17 protein-coding genes are annotated in these 18409 nt (G+C 63.3%); 9 read left to right on the forward strand and 8 right to left on the reverse strand.

Translation table 11 applies throughout. The features are described from left to right. Positions 1 to 164: 164 nt before the first annotated feature. The 3 genes from kce to PQQ53_RS03515 all read right to left on the reverse strand — a co-directional run bounded on the left by kce (position 165) and on the right by PQQ53_RS03515 (position 2715). On the reverse strand, positions 165 to 1097 hold the full coding sequence (kce, locus tag PQQ53_RS03505) for a 3,5-dioxohexanoate:acetyl-CoA acetone transferase (RefSeq protein ID WP_408323304.1): 933 nt from the start codon (positions 1095 to 1097) through the stop codon (positions 165 to 167). Between the two features lie 40 nt (positions 1098 to 1137). Continuing rightward, a complete protein-coding gene (locus tag PQQ53_RS03510; protein WP_408323305.1) occupies positions 1138 to 1935 on the reverse strand; it encodes an SDR family oxidoreductase in 798 nt (265 codons plus the stop codon). Between the two features lie 120 nt (positions 1936 to 2055). Continuing rightward, positions 2056 to 2715, reverse strand: a complete 660-nt coding sequence (locus PQQ53_RS03515; protein WP_408323361.1) for a GntR family transcriptional regulator — start codon at positions 2713 to 2715, stop codon at positions 2056 to 2058. A 328-nt stretch (positions 2716 to 3043) separates the two neighbouring features. Between PQQ53_RS03515 and PQQ53_RS03520 the strand changes: the two genes are divergently transcribed. The 3 genes from PQQ53_RS03520 (at position 3044) to cqsA (ending at position 4974) form a co-directional block, all read left to right on the forward strand. Next, positions 3044 to 3307, forward strand: a complete 264-nt coding sequence (locus PQQ53_RS03520; RefSeq protein WP_408141011.1) for a hypothetical protein — start codon at positions 3044 to 3046, stop codon at positions 3305 to 3307. Positions 3308 to 3386: 79 nt separating this feature from the next. Next, the gene (locus PQQ53_RS03525; RefSeq protein ID WP_408323307.1) at positions 3387 to 3578 is read left to right on the forward strand and encodes a 2Fe-2S iron-sulfur cluster-binding protein; all 192 of its coding nucleotides are present in this window, start codon (positions 3387 to 3389) and stop codon (positions 3576 to 3578) included. Positions 3579 to 3684: 106 nt separating this feature from the next. Beyond that, positions 3685 to 4974 carry an alpha-hydroxyketone-type quorum-sensing autoinducer synthase gene (gene cqsA / locus PQQ53_RS03530; protein WP_408323308.1) on the forward strand — a complete coding sequence of 430 codons (1290 nt, stop codon included), beginning with the start codon at positions 3685 to 3687 and terminating at the stop codon, positions 4972 to 4974. Between the two features lie 43 nt (positions 4975 to 5017). Here the strand turns inward: cqsA and PQQ53_RS03535 are convergent, their stop codons facing one another. Both PQQ53_RS03535 and PQQ53_RS03540 read right to left on the reverse strand, forming a co-directional pair. After that, positions 5018 to 6019: a response regulator gene (locus PQQ53_RS03535; RefSeq protein ID WP_408141015.1), complete on the reverse strand. Its 1002-nt coding sequence runs from the start codon at positions 6017 to 6019 to the stop codon at positions 5018 to 5020. A gap of 2 nt (positions 6020 to 6021) precedes the next feature. Further along, a complete protein-coding gene (locus PQQ53_RS03540; RefSeq protein ID WP_408141017.1) occupies positions 6022 to 7365 on the reverse strand; it encodes a sensor histidine kinase in 1344 nt (447 codons plus the stop codon). 621 nt (positions 7366 to 7986) lie between these two features. Between PQQ53_RS03540 and PQQ53_RS03545 the strand changes: the two genes are divergently transcribed. From PQQ53_RS03545 to PQQ53_RS03555, 3 genes are all read left to right on the forward strand, one after another. After that, positions 7987 to 8967: a hypothetical protein gene (locus PQQ53_RS03545; RefSeq protein ID WP_408323309.1), complete on the forward strand. Its 981-nt coding sequence runs from the start codon at positions 7987 to 7989 to the stop codon at positions 8965 to 8967. A gap of 507 nt (positions 8968 to 9474) precedes the next feature. Beyond that, a complete protein-coding gene (locus PQQ53_RS03550) occupies positions 9475 to 11685 on the forward strand; it encodes a beta-glucosidase (RefSeq protein ID WP_408141020.1) in 2211 nt (736 codons plus the stop codon). Between the two features lie 148 nt (positions 11686 to 11833). After that, a complete protein-coding gene (locus PQQ53_RS03555) occupies positions 11834 to 12709 on the forward strand; it encodes a class I SAM-dependent methyltransferase (RefSeq protein WP_408323310.1) in 876 nt (291 codons plus the stop codon). Between the two features lie 46 nt (positions 12710 to 12755). Here the strand turns inward: PQQ53_RS03555 and PQQ53_RS03560 are convergent, their stop codons facing one another. After that, the gene (locus tag PQQ53_RS03560) at positions 12756 to 13232 is read right to left on the reverse strand and encodes a YqhA family protein (RefSeq protein ID WP_408141023.1); all 477 of its coding nucleotides are present in this window, start codon (positions 13230 to 13232) and stop codon (positions 12756 to 12758) included. Positions 13233 to 13728: 496 nt separating this feature from the next. Between PQQ53_RS03560 and PQQ53_RS03565 the strand changes: the two genes are divergently transcribed. Further along, entirely contained in the window at positions 13729 to 14628 is a 900-nt protein-coding gene (locus tag PQQ53_RS03565; protein WP_408152161.1) for a glycosyltransferase family 2 protein, read from the forward strand. Positions 14629 to 14673: 45 nt separating this feature from the next. Here PQQ53_RS03565 and PQQ53_RS03570 read toward each other — a convergent pair whose 3' ends face one another. Together PQQ53_RS03570 and PQQ53_RS03575 are read right to left on the reverse strand one after the other, a co-directional pair. Further along, positions 14674 to 15510 carry a DUF2182 domain-containing protein gene (locus PQQ53_RS03570; RefSeq protein WP_408323311.1) on the reverse strand — a complete coding sequence of 279 codons (837 nt, stop codon included), beginning with the start codon at positions 15508 to 15510 and terminating at the stop codon, positions 14674 to 14676. After that, positions 15507 to 16274 (reverse strand): DUF899 domain-containing protein, encoded by a 768-nt coding sequence (locus PQQ53_RS03575; protein WP_408323362.1) that lies wholly within the window; start codon positions 16272 to 16274, stop codon positions 15507 to 15509. The genes PQQ53_RS03570 and PQQ53_RS03575 overlap by 4 nt, the downstream gene beginning before the upstream one ends. 140 nt (positions 16275 to 16414) lie before the next feature. Between PQQ53_RS03575 and PQQ53_RS03580 the strand changes: the two genes are divergently transcribed. Further along, the gene (locus tag PQQ53_RS03580) at positions 16415 to 17635 is read left to right on the forward strand and encodes a helix-turn-helix domain-containing protein (RefSeq protein WP_408323312.1); all 1221 of its coding nucleotides are present in this window, start codon (positions 16415 to 16417) and stop codon (positions 17633 to 17635) included. A gap of 9 nt (positions 17636 to 17644) precedes the next feature. After that, the gene (locus PQQ53_RS03585; RefSeq protein WP_408323313.1) at positions 17645 to 18331 is read left to right on the forward strand and encodes a Vgb family protein; all 687 of its coding nucleotides are present in this window, start codon (positions 17645 to 17647) and stop codon (positions 18329 to 18331) included. Positions 18332 to 18409: the final 78 nt, after the last annotated feature.

Raw genomic sequence — 18409 nt, forward strand, 5'->3', positions numbered from 1 at the left:
CGGTGCCCGGTTCGGCGCAGCAACTGCGCCCCGGCAACGGACAGCGACCCGCTTCGCGCGTGTATGCGTGGAGACGAAGGGCGTGGCACGCGCGGCCAGATGCCCTTCGACTGCCCCTGCCATCTCCTTCCGATTCCGTGCCGGAAGGCTTGCGTGGGCAGTGATTAGAAACGCACGTTGTCCTTGCCCTTGAGACCTAGCATCGCGCGCGCTTCGGCCGGCGTGGCGATGTCGAGAGACAGTCCTTCGATCACTTTTCTGATCTGCCGAACCTGCGCGGCGCTCGATTCCGCGAGTTTGCCTGGTCCAATCCAGAGCGAATCCTCGAGGCCGACACGGACGTTCGAGCCCTGCGTCAGCCCCATGGTTGCGAGCGGAATCTGGTTGCGCCCGGCTCCGAGGATCGACCAGACATAGTCGTTGCCGAACAGACGGTCGGCGGTGCGCCGCATGTGCATCAGGTCCTCCGGATGAGCACCGATGCCGCCGAGCAAGCCGAACACGCTTTGAATGAAGAACGGCGGCTTGGCGAGATTGCGCTCGACGAAGTGGGCGAGGTTGTACAGATGCGAGATGTCGTAGCACTCGAACTCGAAGCGTGTTCCATTGGCGCCGCATGACGTCAGGATGTACTCGATGTCCGCGAACGTATTCTTGAAGACGAGGTCGCGGCTCGCTTCGAGATGCTGCCGTTCCCAGTCGTGCTTCAGTTCCTTGAAGCGTTCGAGCATAGGATACAGGCCGAAATTCATCGAGCCCATGTTGAGCGAGGCGATCTCGGGCTGGAAGTGATGCGCGGGGCGCAGGCGCTCCGCCACCGTCATATGCGGGCTGCCGCCGCTGGTGAGGTTGATGACGGAGTCGGTCTGCGCCTTGATCTGCGGCAGGAATTCGGAAAACACCGCCGGGTCCTGCGTGGGCCGTCCATCGGCGGGATCACGGCCATGCAGATGGAGGATTGCCGCGCCTTCTGCTGCTGCCGCCAGCGCGGCGTCGGCTATCTGCTGCGGTGTGACCGGGAGGTAGGGCGACATCGACGGTGTATGGATCGCGCCCGTCGGCGCGCAGGTAATGATGACTTTACGGGTTGAGGCCATGAGAATCGGAGTCCACGCTGAGGAAGAAAAGAGCGAAGCGTCAGAGCACTTCGACGTTGCCGCACACGGAGATCGCCTGGCCGGAAATGCCACTGCCGCCCGGCGCGCACAGGAATAGCGCGGTCGCCGCGATTTCCTCCTGAGTGGTCATGCGGCGCAGCGAGATCTTTTCGAGGTACTTCGCTTCCATCTCCGCATAGCTCAGACTGAGTTGCTGCGCCCGCGCGGCAATCACCCCTTCCATGCGGGGGCCGCGCACGATGCCGGGCTGAATGGCGTTCACGCGAATGCCGGCGGGCCCGAGTTCGATCGCGAGGCTTTTGGTCATGCCGATCACGGCCCACTTCGTCGCGGAATAGGGCGCGCGATACGCATAGCCCAATCGCCCGGCTACTGACGACATGGCGATGATCGAGCCACCGTGAGGCGATTCGCGCAGCAGCGGTACTGCACGTCGCGCGAAATAGAACTGCGCGTTCAGGTTGATCGCGACCGTCTGTTCCCATTGCGCGGCGTCGATTTCATCGATGCCGCCGGTCGGTCCGGCGATGCCTGCATTGTTGATCAGCACGTCGAGACCGCCGAGCCGGGACTGGACGTCCTCGAACACACGCGCAACCGCGCTTTCATCGGCGACATCGGCGAGCGTGGCCGAGATGCTTTCGTTGTTCCTGTCGGCGCGCATCGCTTCGAGCACGCGTTCGCTCGCGTCGCAGACGTGCACTTTTGCGCCCACCTCGGTGAAGGCCCGCGCGATCGTGAGGCCGATCCCACCACCGCCGCCCGTGACCAGTACGCGCAAACCCGGCGGCGGTTGCAGCATTTTCACAATACTCATGTCTTCTCGCTCCGTTGACAGACTGACGTGCTGACGCGTGTCAGCACTCAGGAATGGATAGAAATAGTTGTACTAATCGAATCAATTGCGCATGAGTCCCTCTGGATTCATGCGTGTTGGTTAACGGTTCGCCTGCTTCCCGCCGACGTCTTCGCGCATCTGCAAGCGATCGATCAGACTCTGCGACGCGTCGCCGATATCGCGCGCAATGCCCGCCCGAGCGGCTTCGCCATCGCGGCGGCAAAGCGCGTCGACGATCTGCCGATGCGCTTCCATCGAGCGCCGCATGTGCGGGATGTCCGGCGCGACGACGTTGAGGAACGGTCCAATGCGAATCCACAAGCTCTGGATGGTGGCGAGCGTGATTTCGCTCGCGCCGTGCCGGTAGATTCCGCTGTGGAAGGCAAAGTTGCTGCGCAGATAGTCCGCGACTTCGCCGGCTTCCGCGTGCCCGTTCATGACCTCGTAAATATCCTGAACGGCCTTGAGATGAGCGTCGGACATACGGGTGGCGGCGCGCTGCGCCACGCAGCCCTCCAGCGCGATGCGCACGTCGCGCAACTCCTCGACGAGTTCGAGGGTGATCGGCGGAACCATGAGCGCCCGGCCCGGCCCGTCGACGAGCGCGCCTTCCGTCTGGAGCCGGGTGAGCGCGGCGCGCACCGGCATCGTGGAGGACCCCACGGCTTCGGCGACGGAACGCAGACTCAACGGCAATCCCGGCGCGAACCGGCCGCTCATGATCGCCTCGCGCAGTTGCTGATAGACCTTGCCTGCCATCGTTTCGTGCGCGACCACTTCGAGCGGGAGCACGGATGGGGATGTGGGACGGGTTGCCAAGCTCGACTCCGTTGATTGCATTGCTGTGATGTGTGATCACAGTGAGACAAATTCTATCCGCTGGTCGCGGGGAAGGGGCCTGGGGGAAACGTTAGGTGCGTGAGTTTTGGTTCAGGTGGGTGTCTATCGCGTCATCGTCGGCTCCGATTCTGAACCGACCGGAACCTCTCGCCATTCGTATGCTTTTTATCAGCCTTCATTTTCCTTGCGGCACGCAAGATGCTCACTGATGGGAAAACGGCAAGTGCCGTGAAACCGGGAGACAGCCATGGATACCTTGAAAGTTGCTTGCGCCGCGCTGGTGCTTTGCATGAGCGGCGCAGCCTACGCGCAACAAGCCGGGAAAGCGCCGGCAAACAGCGGCGCGCAAACGAAGGAAACCCAGCCTGGGCAGGCGGGACAGGCGATCGATGCACCGGCCGCGCAAGGCGCCCCCACCAACCCGCCCGGAACGCTGATGGATAAGCGTGCGAATGCGCTGTCGCCGAATAGTGCGTCGTCGCCAGGGCGAACGGGGACGGTGAAACAGTAGCGCCAGGCAACACGGCCTTTGCGCACCGCGACGCACGGTGGCGCAAAGGCCCGCACCAGCATCGCATCCCAGCATCGGCGTGACGATCAAAGCTCCCGCCGATCGCACTGTCGTCCAGGCATTGGCGGCGAATGGCATGGAGAGCATCACGTCTTGTGATCAGGGCCTCTGCCGCACATGCCTGACGAGAGTTCTTTCCGGTGAACCCGACCATCTGAATTCCTACCTTCCCGCCAAACAGCAGGAAGCGAACGCTCAATTTCTAGCGTGATCAACCCATAACGCATAACTTGCCTGACTTTCCGCACACGTCATAAATGACGGGCTCACTATGGACCCGCTGTCCGCTACGGCAGCTAATCCTATGGAGCCAAAAAATGAAAAGTGTTCTTGATCGCACGACACAACGGCATAACCGACCGGTGTTGCCGGCCTTCGTCACTTCGCGCGTCGAGCGGTATTACCGCGAGCGGGTGCAGGAAACCTGGGGCGGCGGACATATCATGCGCGGCCGTATCGCCGGGCCCGACGCATTGCATCTGTCGAGCAACGACTATCTCGCGATTGCCCGGCATCCGGACATCATCGACAGCATGGCCGCTACGCTGCGTGAGAACGGCAACGGCCTGCTGATGTCGGGTATTTTCCTGCACGGCGATTGCCCGCAGCTTCGATTCGAAAGCCGGCTCGCAACGTTCATGCGCGCGGAGGCGGGCGTGTTGTGTCAATCGGGCTATGCGGCCAATACCGGGCTGCTTCAGTCGATCGCGTCGGCGCAAACGCCGGTCTACATCGACATGATGGCGCACATGTCATTGTGGGAAGGCATTCGCAGCGCGGGTGCGGTGCCGGTCGCGTTCCGGCATAACGACGTTGCGCATCTGGAGCAGCAGATCGGGCGTTATGGACAGGGCGTCGTGCTGGTCGACTCGGTGTACAGCACGACCGGCGGCGTCTGCCGGCTCGTCGAGATCGCGGACGTCTGCGAGCGGTACGCGTGTGTGTTCGTCGTCGACGAATCGCATTCGCTCGGCACGCACGGCCCGCGCGGCGCGGGACTCGTGGCCGAACTCGGGCTGGAGTCTCGGGTGGTGTTTCGCACCGCGAGTCTGGCGAAGGCGTTCGCGGGCAGAGCCGGCTTCATCACCTGTCCGGTCGATTTCCAGGAGTACTTCAAGTTCGAATCGAATCCCGCCATCTTCAGTTCCACGCTGTTGCCGCATGAAATCAGCGGGCTCGACGCGACGTTGTCGGTGATCGAAGCCGCGGACCGGCGGCGCGCACGCCTCGCTGCGAGCGCCGCATGGCTGAGGCAGCGTTTGACCGAACTCGGCTACAACCTGAACGGCAGCCAAAGTCAGATCATCGCCCTCGAAGCGGGCACGGAACAGCGCACGATCGTGTTGCGCGACGCGTTGGAGTCGCGTGGTATTTTCGGCTCGGTGTTCTGTGCGCCTGCGACGGCGCGCAATCGCGCGCTGATCCGCCTGTCGATTCACGCGGGGCTGAGCGATATGCAGGTCGAGAAGATCGCGAGTGTGTGCCGCGACATCCGCAGCGAGGTCGAACTCGACAAGTGGGCGTCCTCGCGGCGCCTTGGGGATGAGCTGTCGTCGCGTCGGCGCAAGCGCGAGACCATGGACGAAAACACCGCTGTGACAGCCTGATAGGCGCGCGGCATGGAGCCCGGTTTGCCGGGCTCCATGTCTTTTACTTTTCGCGGTCGAGCCGGTCGAGGTAATGGTCGTAGCTGAGCACCTGGCTCAGGTCCAGCCCCGGCGGGTTAGGAATGACCGAGTACACGTAATTCTGCCGGCCGCTGAGCTGCGTCGCCGGGTGCATGTAGCGTGCCCATGCCGTGCAATCCGTGGGGTAATGTCCCTCGGTTTGCCAGAAGTAAGGCAGGCTGCGCCGACTGTCGAGTTCCTTGAGAAACTCCGCAGGCGCGTCCTGTTCGACGGCAATTTCACGCAGGCCCCGCAGCGTCTCGTCCGTATGGACGATCAGCAGATACGACTTGCCCGCGCTGTCGAGCATCAGCAGCCCGCCCGGGCAGTACGAGAGATAGTGTTCGACGACGCCGAGCGCGTTGGAGATCTCGGCCACTCGCGCGGCCAGCGCTTCGTCCCGCAGGAACGCATATTCCGACACGGCCAGCGTATCGAGGATCGACTGGCACACGTCGTCGAAATAGGCGTTCTGCAGGTCGCGCACCGCGCGATTGAGCGCCGGCACCGCCGCCGCATCCTGCTTGCTGATGAAGCGGTGAATGATGCCTTCGTTGAAGCTCTGCACTGCGATGTGTTCGTCGGCTTTGCCGGTCAGCATGATCTTGCGCACGGCGGGATCGGTCATGCGGCGGCAAAACTCCAGACCGTTCATGCCGGGCATGTCGTAGTCGACGACCACGACCGACGTCGCCAGAAATCGCTGCGCGTTGTGCACCTGCTTGCGGACCGTATTGACACTCAGCGCGATCACCTGGTGAGCGACGTCTTCGTCGGTGCGGTCACGAAACGGCGCGAAAATCGGTTCGTCCGACGGCCCCGGGCGCGGGCGGCTGTTCACGAAATCGAGCGCTTCCCCGGGAGAGCTGAAGAGACGGAAAGCCAGTTGCGGGTCGAGCTGAAGGCACAGATTCGACAGGAAGGTCGGGCTGTCGTCGACGAACGTGACGGTCGTCGGAAAATAGAATGGTTTGATCGTGTGCATCGTTATGGCCGGGGAAAGGTCAAGGCGAATTCGGTAAACATCCCTTCGACAGACTTGCAGTCAATGGCGCCGCCCACCCCGCGCATCACGTCGCGGCAGAAAGCGAGACCGATGCCGGTACCGATCGAGGCGTCGTCGATCCCTGCCGACGATGTATAGAAGCGGGTAAAGATGTGCGGCAGCACATCGGGTGCGATGCCGGCGCCGGTGTCACGGAACAGCAACTGGTTGTTCCGCGGCCCGGACACGAGCCGGATCGAGATCAGTGCACTGTCCACACTGGCCATGCCGCGCAATGCGTTTTTCAGCAGATTGAACAGCACGTGGACCATCAGCATGTCCGAGCCGTGGAACGTGAAGTCCGTGGCAAGGTCGGTGAGCACGCGGTCCCGTTCGCCTTCCCGAAACGGATAGCGCTCCAGCGCGCTTCTGACCGACTGCGCGATCGAGCAACCGGTTGCGCCATGCGCGTAGCCGCCCGTGAAGCGCGCGTTCGCGAGCAGCATGTCGATGATCGCATTCGAATGGATGGCCTCCTGCTCGATGCGCGAGAGCACGCCGTCCATCGACTGAAGATGCACGAGGCGGATTTTCGGAACCGGCAGTTCGCTCCGTTGCGCGATCGAATAGGTCTCGAGCAGCGACGGAAGATAACGGCCAAGCCCCGACGCGCCAGCGCGAATCGCGAGCAGCGGCGTGCGCAGCTCGTGGGCGATGCTGCTCGCGGTGGCGAGCATCGCGCGCTCCTGTTCGATCCTGATCCGGTCCATGTCGTAGTTCGCCACCACGCCGATCGCGACCGCGAACGAGAAAATCGCCAGATGCGCGGGGTAGGTCGTATGAAGGACGACGGGGTCAGTCGTCAGCCAGTAGGCGAGATACGCGACCCCGATGCCGACCACGAAATTGAGCAGCAGCATCAACCAGTCCAGCAGCAGCACCATGACAAATGCGGCAATCAACGCGCTTTCTATCCATACATTGGAGCCGTTGTTTTTCAACAGCATGAACGTAAAGAAGAACGGCAGCGAATAGAAGATCGTCGCGTACCAATAGTACGGCAAGAATTTCTTGACCGGCGCCGGCCAGCGCTCCGAAAACAGTATGGGAATGAACAGCGCCGAGCCCACGAGCCGCAGCGGCAGGTTTTCGTAGGGCTGCGGAAAGAGCGTATGCCAGACGTAGAAATAGAGCGGGAAGCCGATGATCGCAATCAGCGCAAAGGGTCGCATCCTGCGGCGCATGTATTGCAGATTGCGCGCGGCAGGGATGAATGCCTGAGTCAGAAACGGGCGCACTGCCGCCAGCTTGCGCATGCCCCAAGGCGATATTCCGGTAGTACTCATCTGTGTGGAGCCAGGAATCTATCAGCAATTTCCAGAGCGGCTCTTCTCCCAACGATCGCTCCCCGTTCACATGCGCCGGCTGAAACAACCGGACATGTATTTATACTGCGCAAATCAGGCATTACGCCACGGCTATGACTGTCGTGTGAATGTGGATTCTGAACGACGCCGCCACCAATGTCACGGCAAATGAGTGAATTCAGAATTTGACGACGATGAGTCATGCATGCGCGAAGCGCTGTAAAGGATGGTAAAAAAATCCGCCGATTATGCAAATTGGATTAAATGGCGCATCTGATCACGCCGCAAGCTCCTCATGACGGATATTTGCCAGCTACTCAATACCCTGCAATCACCAATTCTAAATGAGCGACTCACATCCGACGTATTGGAGTAAATTCAGCTGTGCCTGGTGCCGGCAAAGTACCACGAGGGTGTCGACTTCGCATTGAGTGAAGTTCAGGCCATGAACGGCTTCGCAGGCTGCGTCGAGCGCAGCGCGCGGTGATTTTTCTGGCCGTGGTTTTGCGCAAATTCATGCAATCATGTCAAACAGATACGACCAGAATCGCCGGTCGTCAGGCGGCGCGTTTTTCGATACCACTGGACAGCAAGGCGACGATGAAGACTACCTGTGCTCTTCTGATTGCGGCTGTGACGTTTTGCGTGAGCGCCAGCCGGGCAGTGGCCCAGGAGCTTACGCTGTACGCCGGCCCGTTGACCGGCGAACACGATCACACGTATGCGTGGGCGATCGACTACACGGAGGGGTTCGGCCGTTACTTCGCCGGCAGCATCACCTGGCTCAACGAAGGACACGTTCCCGGTCATCACCGCGACGGCCCCGTTGCCCAGGTATGGGGCAGACTTCCGCTGATGGAGCGGCGCATCGTCCTGGCGCTGGGCGTCGGTCCGTATCGTTACTTCGATACCGAGGCCGCCGAGCAGGGCGCGGGCTATTCGAATACGCACGGCTGGGGCGTCGTCTACAGCGCGCGCGCCACCTGGTATTCGTCGCACCGCTGGACAGCGAATCTGCAACTCAATCATGTACAGGTGACCCACGGCTCGTCGACCACCGCGATTATGCTCGGCGTCGGTTATCAACTCGACTCACCCGACACCCCGGGCCCACGCGACTTCGCGCTGCCGCGTTCGCACAAAGTCACGAACAACGAAATCACGTTGATGGCCGGCGCGACGATTCTGAACAGCCTCGATTCGCAGACCGCAGCGGCGCAGGCGATCGAATACCGGCGCGGCCTGACGAACTACCTCGACGCGACGCTTGGCTATCTGCACGAAGGCAGCGGGCTGTCCGCGCGACGCGATGGCGCGACGGCCCAACTCTGGCTCACGCGCGCGTTTCTCAACGACCATTTTTCGCTCGGCATCGGCGTGGGTGCTTACGCAGCAATTCACCACGGCGATTCGAACGGCAACAGAGACACGGGCGATGGGATCCTGTCGGGACTCGTGTCGATGTCGGCTTCGTATCGCATCGCGCGGCACTGGTCGGCACGCGTCACCTGGAATCGCGTGATGACGCGCTACAGCCGCGATACGGACGTGATTCTGGCCGGCGTCGGCTACCGGTTCTAGTGGTGAAATGGCGAGCAATGACGATGACGAAAAGCTTCGCTTCAACTTGCCAATGGCGCATCGCCATATATTACAAATAGCTTATTCAGGCGCATATTGCATCCGCACAAATTCGATAAAAAATGGAGCGGAAATTCGTCAAAAAAACTCTGCAATCCGCGTTCAATCGTTGAGCGCGCAACGGCATTTCAGCAGGCCATCTGCTGAATGCAGTGCAATTCATGCATTAAACAATCCGAATGGCCTATCGCGTTTAATTAGCAGAAGCTATTCAGCATAAAAGCGCACTTTATTGGTATAAATACCGATGCTGTAGTCAGACTACATTCTTACATTACCTCACACGGAGCATCGCTAACAGCCAATCCGGCTGGCCCGATTCTTCTGCTGGCAGGTACACGTCCTCGCAGCCACCCTGCGTTGCCGGCGCTCGCGTCCGCATTGAACCCATTCGACGCGCTCTACTTTCGCATCGCCCCATCCAAGCTGGATCTCGGAGAGACAGACATGCAAAAAAGACTATGGCCGGTCGTCGCGTTAGCGGCGACCGTGTGCGTCGCTGCGCGCGCCGGCGTGCCCGATTTTCCACTCGATTTCAGCCCCACCTCGGCGGTTCTGAACGCGTTCGAATCGGCGGTTGCGCATCGCCGCGCCGATTCCCTCGTCGGCAAAATGACGCTCGACGAAAAGCTGCAGTTTATTCACTCGCAGTACGCCATGTCCGCTGTGCCGGGAGGCGGCGCGGGCTACATTCAGGGCGTGCCGCGCCTCGGCATTCCTGATCTGAACATGGTCGACTCCGCCACGGGCTCCGGCAGCACGACGCAGGCCAGCACCACCTTTCCCGCGACGATCGCGCTCGCGGCAAGCTGGGATCGCCGTCTGTCTTCCGAGTTCGGCAAACAGATCGCGATCGAACTGCGCGCGCAAGGCTTCGGCATGGGGCTCGGCGGCGGCACCAACCTCGCGCGCGAACCGCGCGGCGGCCGGCTGTTCGAATATCTCGGCGAAGACCCGGTGCTCGCCGGCGAGATGCTCGCCGAACGCACTGACGGCACGCAAAGCCAGAAGGTCATCGCGACGATCAAGCACTACGCGGGCAACGAGCAGGAGCACGGCCGCGGCGGCGGCAATAGTCAGATCGACGAGCGCACGCTGCGCGAACTCTATCTGTTGCCGTTCGAAATCGCCGCGAGGCGCGCCCAGCCGGGCAGCGTGATGTGCAGCTACAACCGTCTGAACGGCGACTATGCGTGCGAGAACTCGCATCTGCTCAACGACGTGCTCAAGAACGACTGGCACTTCGAAGGCCAGGTGCAGTCGGACTGGGGCGCGGCGCACAGCACGGCGAATGCGATCAACGCGGGCCTCGACGAGGAAGAGGACGTCGGCTCGACCGTCTACCTGACGCCGACGGCGGTGAAGCAGGCGATCGCGAACGGCTCGGTGTCGACCGCGCGTCTCGATGACATGGTGAAGCGCAAGCTGTACGTGATGATTCGCACCGGCGTGATGGACGATCCGGCGAAGAGCCACTCTATCGACTTCGCTCGCGCAAACGTTTTCGTCCAGGCGGCCGCCGAACAGTCGATGGTGCTGCTGAAGAACGACAACAACCAGTTGCCGCTCTCCGCTGGCTCGCTCAGCCGCATTGCGGTGATCGGCGGTCATGCCGACGCAGCGGTGCTGACCGGTGGCGGCTCGGGCAACACGCGCGATCCGGTCACGGGCTCGTTCGCCGGTTGCGGCGGCCTGACGTTCGGCACGTCGAGCGGGTGTAGCTGGTGGACCAATCCGTGGCTCAAGCTGGATACACCGATCGTCGCAGCGATCCGCTCGCTTGCGCCGACGGCGCAAGTGAGCTTCGCCGGCAACAGCGATCAGCAGACGCCGTTCCGCACCTACACGCAACAGGAGATCGATCAGGCGGCGGCGCTTGCGAGCCGCTCGGATGTGGCGATCGTGGTCGTCGCGCAGCCGGCGGGTGAAGACTTCGGCGATCTGCAAAGCCTGAGCCTCGCGAATCCGTCGAACCAGGATGCGCTCGTCGATGCGGTTGCGCGCGCCAATCCCCGCACGATCGTCGTGGTGGAAAGCGGCAACCCGGTGCTGATGCCGTGGAAGGATCGCGTGGCCGCGATCGTCGAAGCCTGGTTTCCGGGCGAAGGCGGCGGCAAGGCGATCGCGAACGTGCTGTTCGGCAAGGTCAATCCTTCGGGCAAGCTGCCGGTCACGTTCCCGCTGCGCGATCAGGACACGCCGACGTGGGGGCAAAACGGCGCGTTCGAGACGGACCCGGTCTACTCGGAACAGCTGAACATGGGCTACCGTTGGTATGACGCGAAGAACATCGCGCCGATGTTCGAGTTCGGGTACGGGCTGTCGTACACGCATTTCGCCTACTCGGGATTGTCCGTTGCGCATCGGCCCGACGGCGCGCTCGACGTGTCGTTCACCGTGCGTAACGATGGCCGCGTGGCGGGCGCCGAAGTGCCGCAGGTGTATCTCGGCGTGCCGTACAGCGGCGAGCCCCCACGGCGTCTCGTCGGCTGGGAGAAGATCGGCATGAACCCGGGTGAAACGCGCCGTGTGCGCATCACGGTCACGCCGCGCATGCAGAGCGTGTGGGACACCTCGCGCAATGGCTGGCGGTATGTGCCGGGCGGCACGGTGTATGTGGGCGCTTCGTCGCGTGATATCCGCTTGCAGGGCAGCTAGGCGTTGTAGTGACGTCGCGTGCCCGGGTGTGGAATGGTTCGCACCCGGGTGCGTGCCTGTCGAATGTCAGTGATATTCTTGCTCCTCACTGCTTTGCCCCACGCGGGCACGGTGCAAAGATCAGGACGCGGAACCAGGATTGAATGTCATGACCGACAAGCAGGACACAGCACCAGACAGCACGGCGGCACGCGTCGCCTTGTGGCGTGCGCTGCACGTCGAGGCCGATGCGTCGCCGCACGTGCTCGAAGACAGAATCGGCCTCCAGTTGCTGGCCCCGAACGAGGACTGGCGCAAGCGCGGCGACATGGACCCGCAGTTCACGCGAGCCTTCCGCGCCTCGATCGTGGCGCGTGCGCGCTTTATCGAGGACCTCGTCGTCGAGCAGGCCGCGCTCGGGCTCACTCAGTATGTGATACTCGGCGCCGGCCTCGACAGCTTCGCGCAACGCAGGCCGGAAATCGCGTCGGGCCTTCGGGTGTTCGAGGTCGATCAACGCGGTCCGCAGGCATGGAAGCGTCAGCGTTTGATCGAACTGGGTTTCGGCGTGCCGGACTGGCTGCGTTTCGTGCCGGTCGATTTCGAAGCGGGCGAAGCCTGGCGCGAGCGGCTCGTGACGGCCGGCTTCGATGAAAGCAAGCCGGCCATCGTGGTCTCCACGGGCGTCAGTATGTATCTCAGCAAAGAGGCGAACGCGGCCGCGCTGCGCGAGGTCGCAGCGCTCGCGCCGGGATCGACGTTCGCGATGACGTTCCTGTTGCCGCTGGAGATGGCGGACCCCGAGGTACGTCCCGGGCTCGAGATGGCGGAGAAGGGCGCGCGCGCAAGCGGCACGCCGTTCGTGAGCTTCTTCACGCCGGAGCAGATGCTGACGCTGGCCCACGAAACAGGCTTTGGAGAAGCGCGGCACGTGTCGGCGGCCAATCTCACCCGGCGCTACTTCGCGCATAGAACAGACGGTCTGCGCCCGCCGAACAACGCGGAGGAACTGCTGGTGGCGAAAACCTTGCCGGCCGTCCGCTGAAGCGGGGTCAATCCGCTGCGCCGCGTCGGCGGCGCCGGCCTGGCGCTCATTTCCGCCGAACGTTGTTCTTCATCAGAAAGAAGGTGAGCGCGGCAATCACCATCGCCAGTGCAACACCAAAAGCGGCGATGTCGCGCGTACCGTCCCAGGCGACGGCCTCGCGCAGAAACAGCACGGCGAGCACCGCAATGACGACGCTGACCAGATTCCCTTTCAGGTCTTCGAGATTGGTGACTTCCAGCCACTTCGGCAACGGCAGCTTGTCGTCGATGAATAGCGAATAGAGCCCGATGCTGATGATGTAGACCGCGATCGCGATCAGAAACACATCGACTGCCTCGACTATCCCCACCGCGAAAATCTTGACCGACTTGGCCGTCAGCGAGCCGACCCGCAGCGCGGTGACGCCGCTCCAGAACAGGACCATCGTCTCATACAGGAGTAACGCCACGGAACCCAGAAACGTCCCGATGACGGGAACGATCATGATGTAGCGGCTCGAAGCCAGGACACGTCGCAGCATCGAAGGAACCTCTCTTGGATAAGCGTGATGGAACAGGTTGAGGGCAGGTCATTCTGCTTCCGAGCGCCACGTCGATGAGTTCGGCCTCCTTGAGCGGTATTGGATCCTTCGAAATGCAAAACGTTTTCCAGGGCTGCTTGCGGTGCGGTTCGTTCGACTCCCAGCTCCGAATTTATAAGGGAAGCGGCTGCGAATCAAGCCGATGACCCGATCGCGGGCATCCTCGCGGAAGGCGGCACAGCCGGTGCGCGCCAGGCTGAACCGGTTTCGACGCCCGCGTACCCCGGCCTCGTGCGGCGGTTCCCATCAACAGGACGATGAAAGCCGCCATGGTCCGTGAGTTCGGCAAGCCCTTCGTGAACGGACGACGGGCGGTGTCGGACCGGACCGCGGCGGCCTCCGGCCTTCGCTGCTCGGGGCAACTGTCGGCGCGATTCCCTTTCGTCAATGCGTCGAACGGTGGCAGCCATGCCGGATACGTTAAAATTCCCGGCGTTTGGAATGCCGGGCGAAAGCGATGGCAATTGAAAGTGACAAATCGGCCATGACAAAAATATCCATCGTTGTTCCGTGTTTCAACCAGGAAGAATTCATCGGGGAGACCCTGGAGTCGGTGTTGCGCCAGTCGTACAGCGACTGGGAATGCATCATCGTGAATGACGGATCCACTGACGGGTCCGAGGGCATCATTCAACAGTACGCAAGTAGGGACCGCCGGTTCCTGCCGTTTACAAGGGCGAACGCCGGGGTCGCCGCCGCGCGCAACTTCGGCTTCTCGCAGGCAACGGGAGCGCTCTTCGTCCCCCTTGACGGCGACGACAAGATACACCCCGATTTTCTGAAGCTGTCCGCCGAATGCTTTGCCGCGCATCCCGATACCGATCTTGTCCACTGCAAGACGAAGCGCATCGGGGAGTCGAACAAGATCTGGCGCTTGCCCGAGTACAGCTATGAGAAGCTGCTTTGGCAGAACATGATCGTCAACACGACCATGTACCGGCGTGAAGGGTTTTTCCGTATCGGCGGGTATTCGTCGGAAATGATCCACGGTTTCGAGGACTGGGAATTCTACGTGCGGCTTCTGAGTCCGCAATCGAAGGTGCGATTCGTCGATGCGCCGCTTTACCTGTATCGCGTGAAGAAGAATTCGCGGTCAACCGAGCTGGTGACGTTGGGCAAGGTCGAGGAATCGCAGCGCCTCATATTTACGCGCAATCGCGCGAAGTACGAGCAGTTTCTCGACAACCCGATCAGTGTTGTCGGCCAACGCATGAAGGAGTTCGCTCCGTTCTATTCGTCGCGCTATAAGCGGCAGCTGCGCTACGTGCATGCGGCCTATGCAGGTGTGATCGTGGCGCTGCTGGTGGCAGGTGCATTTCTGCTTGGCTATCACTGACGCACGGTTCCTCACGCTGAAAATCCGGCCGCTCCGACGCAGGCGTCACCCACGCCCGGCAGCCTGCGCGATCAGCACCATCCCCGCGCCGACAACGACGGTGCCGATAGCTTGCGCGACGCGTTTGCCACCCGGAAGCAGACGTTCGCCGGTAATCGCGGTTGTCACGACAGCCATCGCGCGCAGGTCCATCACGCCGGCCACGAGCAGGATCGCGGTCAAGCCGGCGCAACAGCAACCGCAGTGAAGACCGAGGCGCAGTCCGTGCCGCCAGGCAGTGCGGGCATCGGCAGGCAACTTGCGGCAACGCCCAGGCGCGTTTCGGCAGCATTCGAGCTGACGCGCCTTCCACTCGGTGAACTGCAGCGCGCCCGCGATCAGCACCACCATGCCGATCGCGCCCGGAACGGCACGCGCCAGCGCCGGCACCCGCATTGCGAGCGCCGCCGACGCGGCGCCGAGCGCAAAGACGACGAAGCCGAGCGCCGTCCACACGACGAAGTACCCGACGGCGACCAGCACAGTCAGCCATCCGGCGCGCGCTTGCCTTGCCCCGCCGACCGCCTCGCGGTAACGCCACAACATGGGCACGAGCGACGGCAGCATCATTGCCACCATCATCACGATCCACATGCCGATGAACGATGCCGCGACCTCGGCCCACGTCTGTCCGCACATGCGCGTCCAGAGCGTCGACATCGTCCAGCCGCCGGGCATCGGCGTGCCGCCCATCGCCGCCATCGACGCGCTGCCGATGATCGTCGCCGCCACGCTCGCCGCGAAGCACAGCGCGCAGGCGCCAACGAACACCGCGTGGGAAACGCCGCGCCGCGCGAACGCCGGGTGCGGCGCTGCGCGAACGGCACTCGCGAGTTTGCTCATCGCCGGTTGTACTCGTCGTGGCGGCGCCACCAGATGCCTGACTCGTTGCGTCCTTTGGGCGCGCGGTCCAGCCACTGATACATGCCCCACAGCCCGTCCACGCCTCGCGCATAGGTGGAATAGGTGTGATAGACCACGCCGTCCTCGATCACGAACGCGCTCATGCCTGGCCGGTCGCGCGAGTAGGTGGCCGGATCGGTGCCGGACATCGCCGCGAATTCGACGACGGGCTGCGGCACCGGCGTCGCGTCCATGGCGTGGCCGCCGCGCTCGAAGTTGTAGTCGATGTCGCCCGTGCGCTGCTGCTCCTCCGTGAAGGACACGTTGAAGTCGAAGTTGAAGTCGCCGCCCGACGAGGACGCCCACGGAAAGGTCCACCCCATCCGCTGCTTGTACGCCTGCAGTTTCGCGAGCGGGGCGCGCGACACTGCCATCAGCATCACGTCGTGATTCGCCAGATGGACCGCGAAACCGTCGAAGCCATCCGCGAGCGCCGAGCACGACGGGCATCCCGCCGTATAGTCAGGCCCGAACATGAAGTGATAGATGAGCAGTTGCGAGCGTCCTCTGAAGAGCTCGGCGAGCGACGCACTGCCTTCATCGGTTTCGAAGCGGTAGGTTTTGTCGACGCGAACCCACGGCAATGCCTGACGCTGCCGCGCCAGCTCGTCGCTGCGCCGGGTGAATTCCTTTTCCGCCGCGAGCAGCTCGCGCCGCGCAGCCAGCCATTGCTCGCGTGTTCCGGTCAGATGTTGTGTCGTCATCATGCTTGCCTCCGAAGGTCGTCCCGCGCCGCCCGGCCGGTTGCCGGTACGGCGTCGTGTACGGGTTGTTGGTCGTGCTAGATTAGTACCGGGCCTCGACCAGGGGGGAGTGACAAGTGTGGCGGGATTTGGGTGACCCGATGGACTCGCCGATCACGGCGGCCGCGCGTGCGCTCGCAGCGGGTGATCCGCTCGGCGCGCTCGACCGCGTCGCGCTGCGCGACGACGCGCCGGCGCTCGCGCTTCGCGGCATCGCGATGGCGCAGCTCGGCGATTTCGTTCGAGCGAAGGCGCTCGTGCGCAGCGCGGCGCGCGCCTTCGGTCCCGGCGACGCGGTGGCCCGCGCGAGATGTGTCGTCGCCGAGGCCGAGATCGCGCTCGCCTCGCGCGATCTGGCTTGGCCCACGAAGACACTCGATGCCGCGAGAGCGACGCTCGACGCGCACGGCGACCGCATGAACGCCGCGCATGCGCGCTATCTTGAAGTCCGGCGCCTGCTTTTGTTCGGGCGCCTCGAAGCGGCCGAACAGGCGCTCGACGGATTCACCCCCACGTTGTTGCCGCCCGCCTTGAGAGCCGCTCACGAACTGGTCGTCGCGGGTGTCGCGCTGCGTCGCTTGCGCACCAGGACCGCGCGCAGCGCGCTCGCGAGAGCCGGGCGCGCCGCGCGCGATGCGGGCATCCCGGCGCTGACGGCGGAGGTCGAAAGCGCGTCGCTCGTGCTGAGCACGCCGGCCGCACGTCTGCTTGTGCGTGGCGGCGAGCGCCTCCTGCTGCTCGACGAAGTCGAGGCGTTGCTGGCGTCGAAGGCGCTTGTCGTGGATGCGTGCCGTCACGTCGTGCGCGACGCGGGCACGGTGGTTTCGCTTGCGAGCCGTCCGGTGCTGTTCGCGCTCGCTCGCGCGCTGGGAGAAGCGTGGCCCGACGACGTGCCGAGGGACGTGCTCGTCGCGCGTGCGTTCCGGGCCAAGCGCGCCGACGAGTCGCATCGCGCGCGGCTGCGAGTCGAAATCGGGCGGCTTCGCGCGGCGCTCGGCACGCTGGCCGGCGTGAGCGCGACGAAGCGCGGCTTCGCACTGACGCCGCGCCGCGCCGGCGAGGTCGCCGTGCTGGCGCGGCCCGTCGAAGGCGAGCATGCGCAGGTGCTCGCGTTTCTCGCCGACGGCGAGTCGTGGTCGAGTTCCTCGCTCGCGTTGGTGCTCGGCGCGAGCCAGCGCACCGTGCAACGGGCACTTGATTCGCTGGCGGCCGCAGGCAAGGTGCAATCGTTCGGGCGCGGCCGGGCGCGCCGCTGGATAAGCCCGCCCATGCCGGGATTCGCGACGGCTTTGTTACTCCCCCCTCCACTACTCAATGATTAGGATGGCGACATGAATCGCTCAGCGGCCAGAATCATTCATGAATATGGACCCTTTCCGGGTGTCGATAAAGTACATGGGGTGACGTATGACGGCCAGCAGGTATGGATTGGCGTCGGCGACAGCCTGAAAGCGTTCGATCCGGCCAGTGGCAAGCCGTTGCGCTCCATCGACGTCGCCGCCGATGCGGGCACGGCCTTCGACGGCACGCACCTGTTTCAGATCGCCGGCGGCCACATCCGCAAGATCGATCCGCAGACAGGTCAAGTGCTCGCGACGATCCCGGCGCCGGGCGGGGGTGGCGACTCGGGGCTCACCTGGGCGGAACGGACGCTGTGGGTGGGTCAATATCCGGAGCGGAAGATTTATCAGGTCGATCCCGAAACCGGCGCGGTGCTGCGCACGATCGAATCCAACCGCTTCGTCACCGGCGTCACGTGGGTCGACGGCGAGCTGTGGCATGGCACCTGGGAAGACGACGCCAGCGAGTTGAGGCGCATCGATCCTCGCACGGGACAGGTGCTGGAAAGCGTCGAGATGCCGGCCGGCATGAGCGTGTCGGGCCTCGAGTCCGATGGCGCGGATCGCTTCTTCTGCGGAGGCGGTGCCAGCGGGAAGGTGAGAGCCGTCCAACGGCCGGGGCGCGGTGACGAGGACGGCAGCGGGACCGAGGTGCCGGCCGATTCGACGAGCGAATGACGTGAAATAAAGACGGCCCGTTCGAGCAGGCTCGACGGGCCGCTGGATGGAGTCGGGTGGCACGCGTGCCGCGCTTTT

Source organism: Paraburkholderia strydomiana (genome assembly GCF_046030495.1).
In the GTDB taxonomy this organism is placed as follows: Bacteria; Pseudomonadota; Gammaproteobacteria; order Burkholderiales; family Burkholderiaceae; genus Paraburkholderia; species Paraburkholderia strydomiana_A.

Excerpts from the sequence above, each read along its gene's own strand:
- kce (WP_408323304.1), bottom strand. The coding sequence starts at position 1,097 with ATGGCCTCAACCCGTAAAGTCATCATTACCTGCGCGCCGACGGGCGCG.
- PQQ53_RS03510 (WP_408323305.1), bottom strand. The coding sequence starts at position 1,935 with ATGAGTATTGTGAAAATGCTGCAACCGCCGCCGGGTTTGCGCGTACTG.
- PQQ53_RS03515 (WP_408323361.1), bottom strand. The coding sequence starts at position 2,715 with ATGGCAGGCAAGGTCTATCAGCAACTGCGCGAGGCGATCATGAGCGGC.
- PQQ53_RS03520 (WP_408141011.1), top strand. The coding sequence starts at position 3,044 with ATGGATACCTTGAAAGTTGCTTGCGCCGCGCTGGTGCTTTGCATGAGC.
- cqsA (WP_408323308.1), top strand. The coding sequence starts at position 3,685 with ATGAAAAGTGTTCTTGATCGCACGACACAACGGCATAACCGACCGGTG.
- PQQ53_RS03535 (WP_408141015.1), bottom strand. The coding sequence starts at position 6,019 with ATGCACACGATCAAACCATTCTATTTTCCGACGACCGTCACGTTCGTC.
- PQQ53_RS03540 (WP_408141017.1), bottom strand. The coding sequence starts at position 7,365 with ATGAGTACTACCGGAATATCGCCTTGGGGCATGCGCAAGCTGGCGGCA.
- PQQ53_RS03545 (WP_408323309.1), top strand. The coding sequence starts at position 7,987 with ATGAAGACTACCTGTGCTCTTCTGATTGCGGCTGTGACGTTTTGCGTG.
- PQQ53_RS03550 (WP_408141020.1), top strand. The coding sequence starts at position 9,475 with ATGCAAAAAAGACTATGGCCGGTCGTCGCGTTAGCGGCGACCGTGTGC.
- PQQ53_RS03555 (WP_408323310.1), top strand. The coding sequence starts at position 11,834 with ATGACCGACAAGCAGGACACAGCACCAGACAGCACGGCGGCACGCGTC.
- PQQ53_RS03560 (WP_408141023.1), bottom strand. The coding sequence starts at position 13,232 with ATGCTGCGACGTGTCCTGGCTTCGAGCCGCTACATCATGATCGTTCCC.
- PQQ53_RS03570 (WP_408323311.1), bottom strand. The coding sequence starts at position 15,510 with ATGAGCAAACTCGCGAGTGCCGTTCGCGCAGCGCCGCACCCGGCGTTC.
- PQQ53_RS03575 (WP_408323362.1), bottom strand. The coding sequence starts at position 16,274 with ATGACGACACAACATCTGACCGGAACACGCGAGCAATGGCTGGCTGCG.
- PQQ53_RS03580 (WP_408323312.1), top strand. The coding sequence starts at position 16,415 with ATGGACTCGCCGATCACGGCGGCCGCGCGTGCGCTCGCAGCGGGTGAT.
- PQQ53_RS03585 (WP_408323313.1), top strand. The coding sequence starts at position 17,645 with ATGAATCGCTCAGCGGCCAGAATCATTCATGAATATGGACCCTTTCCG.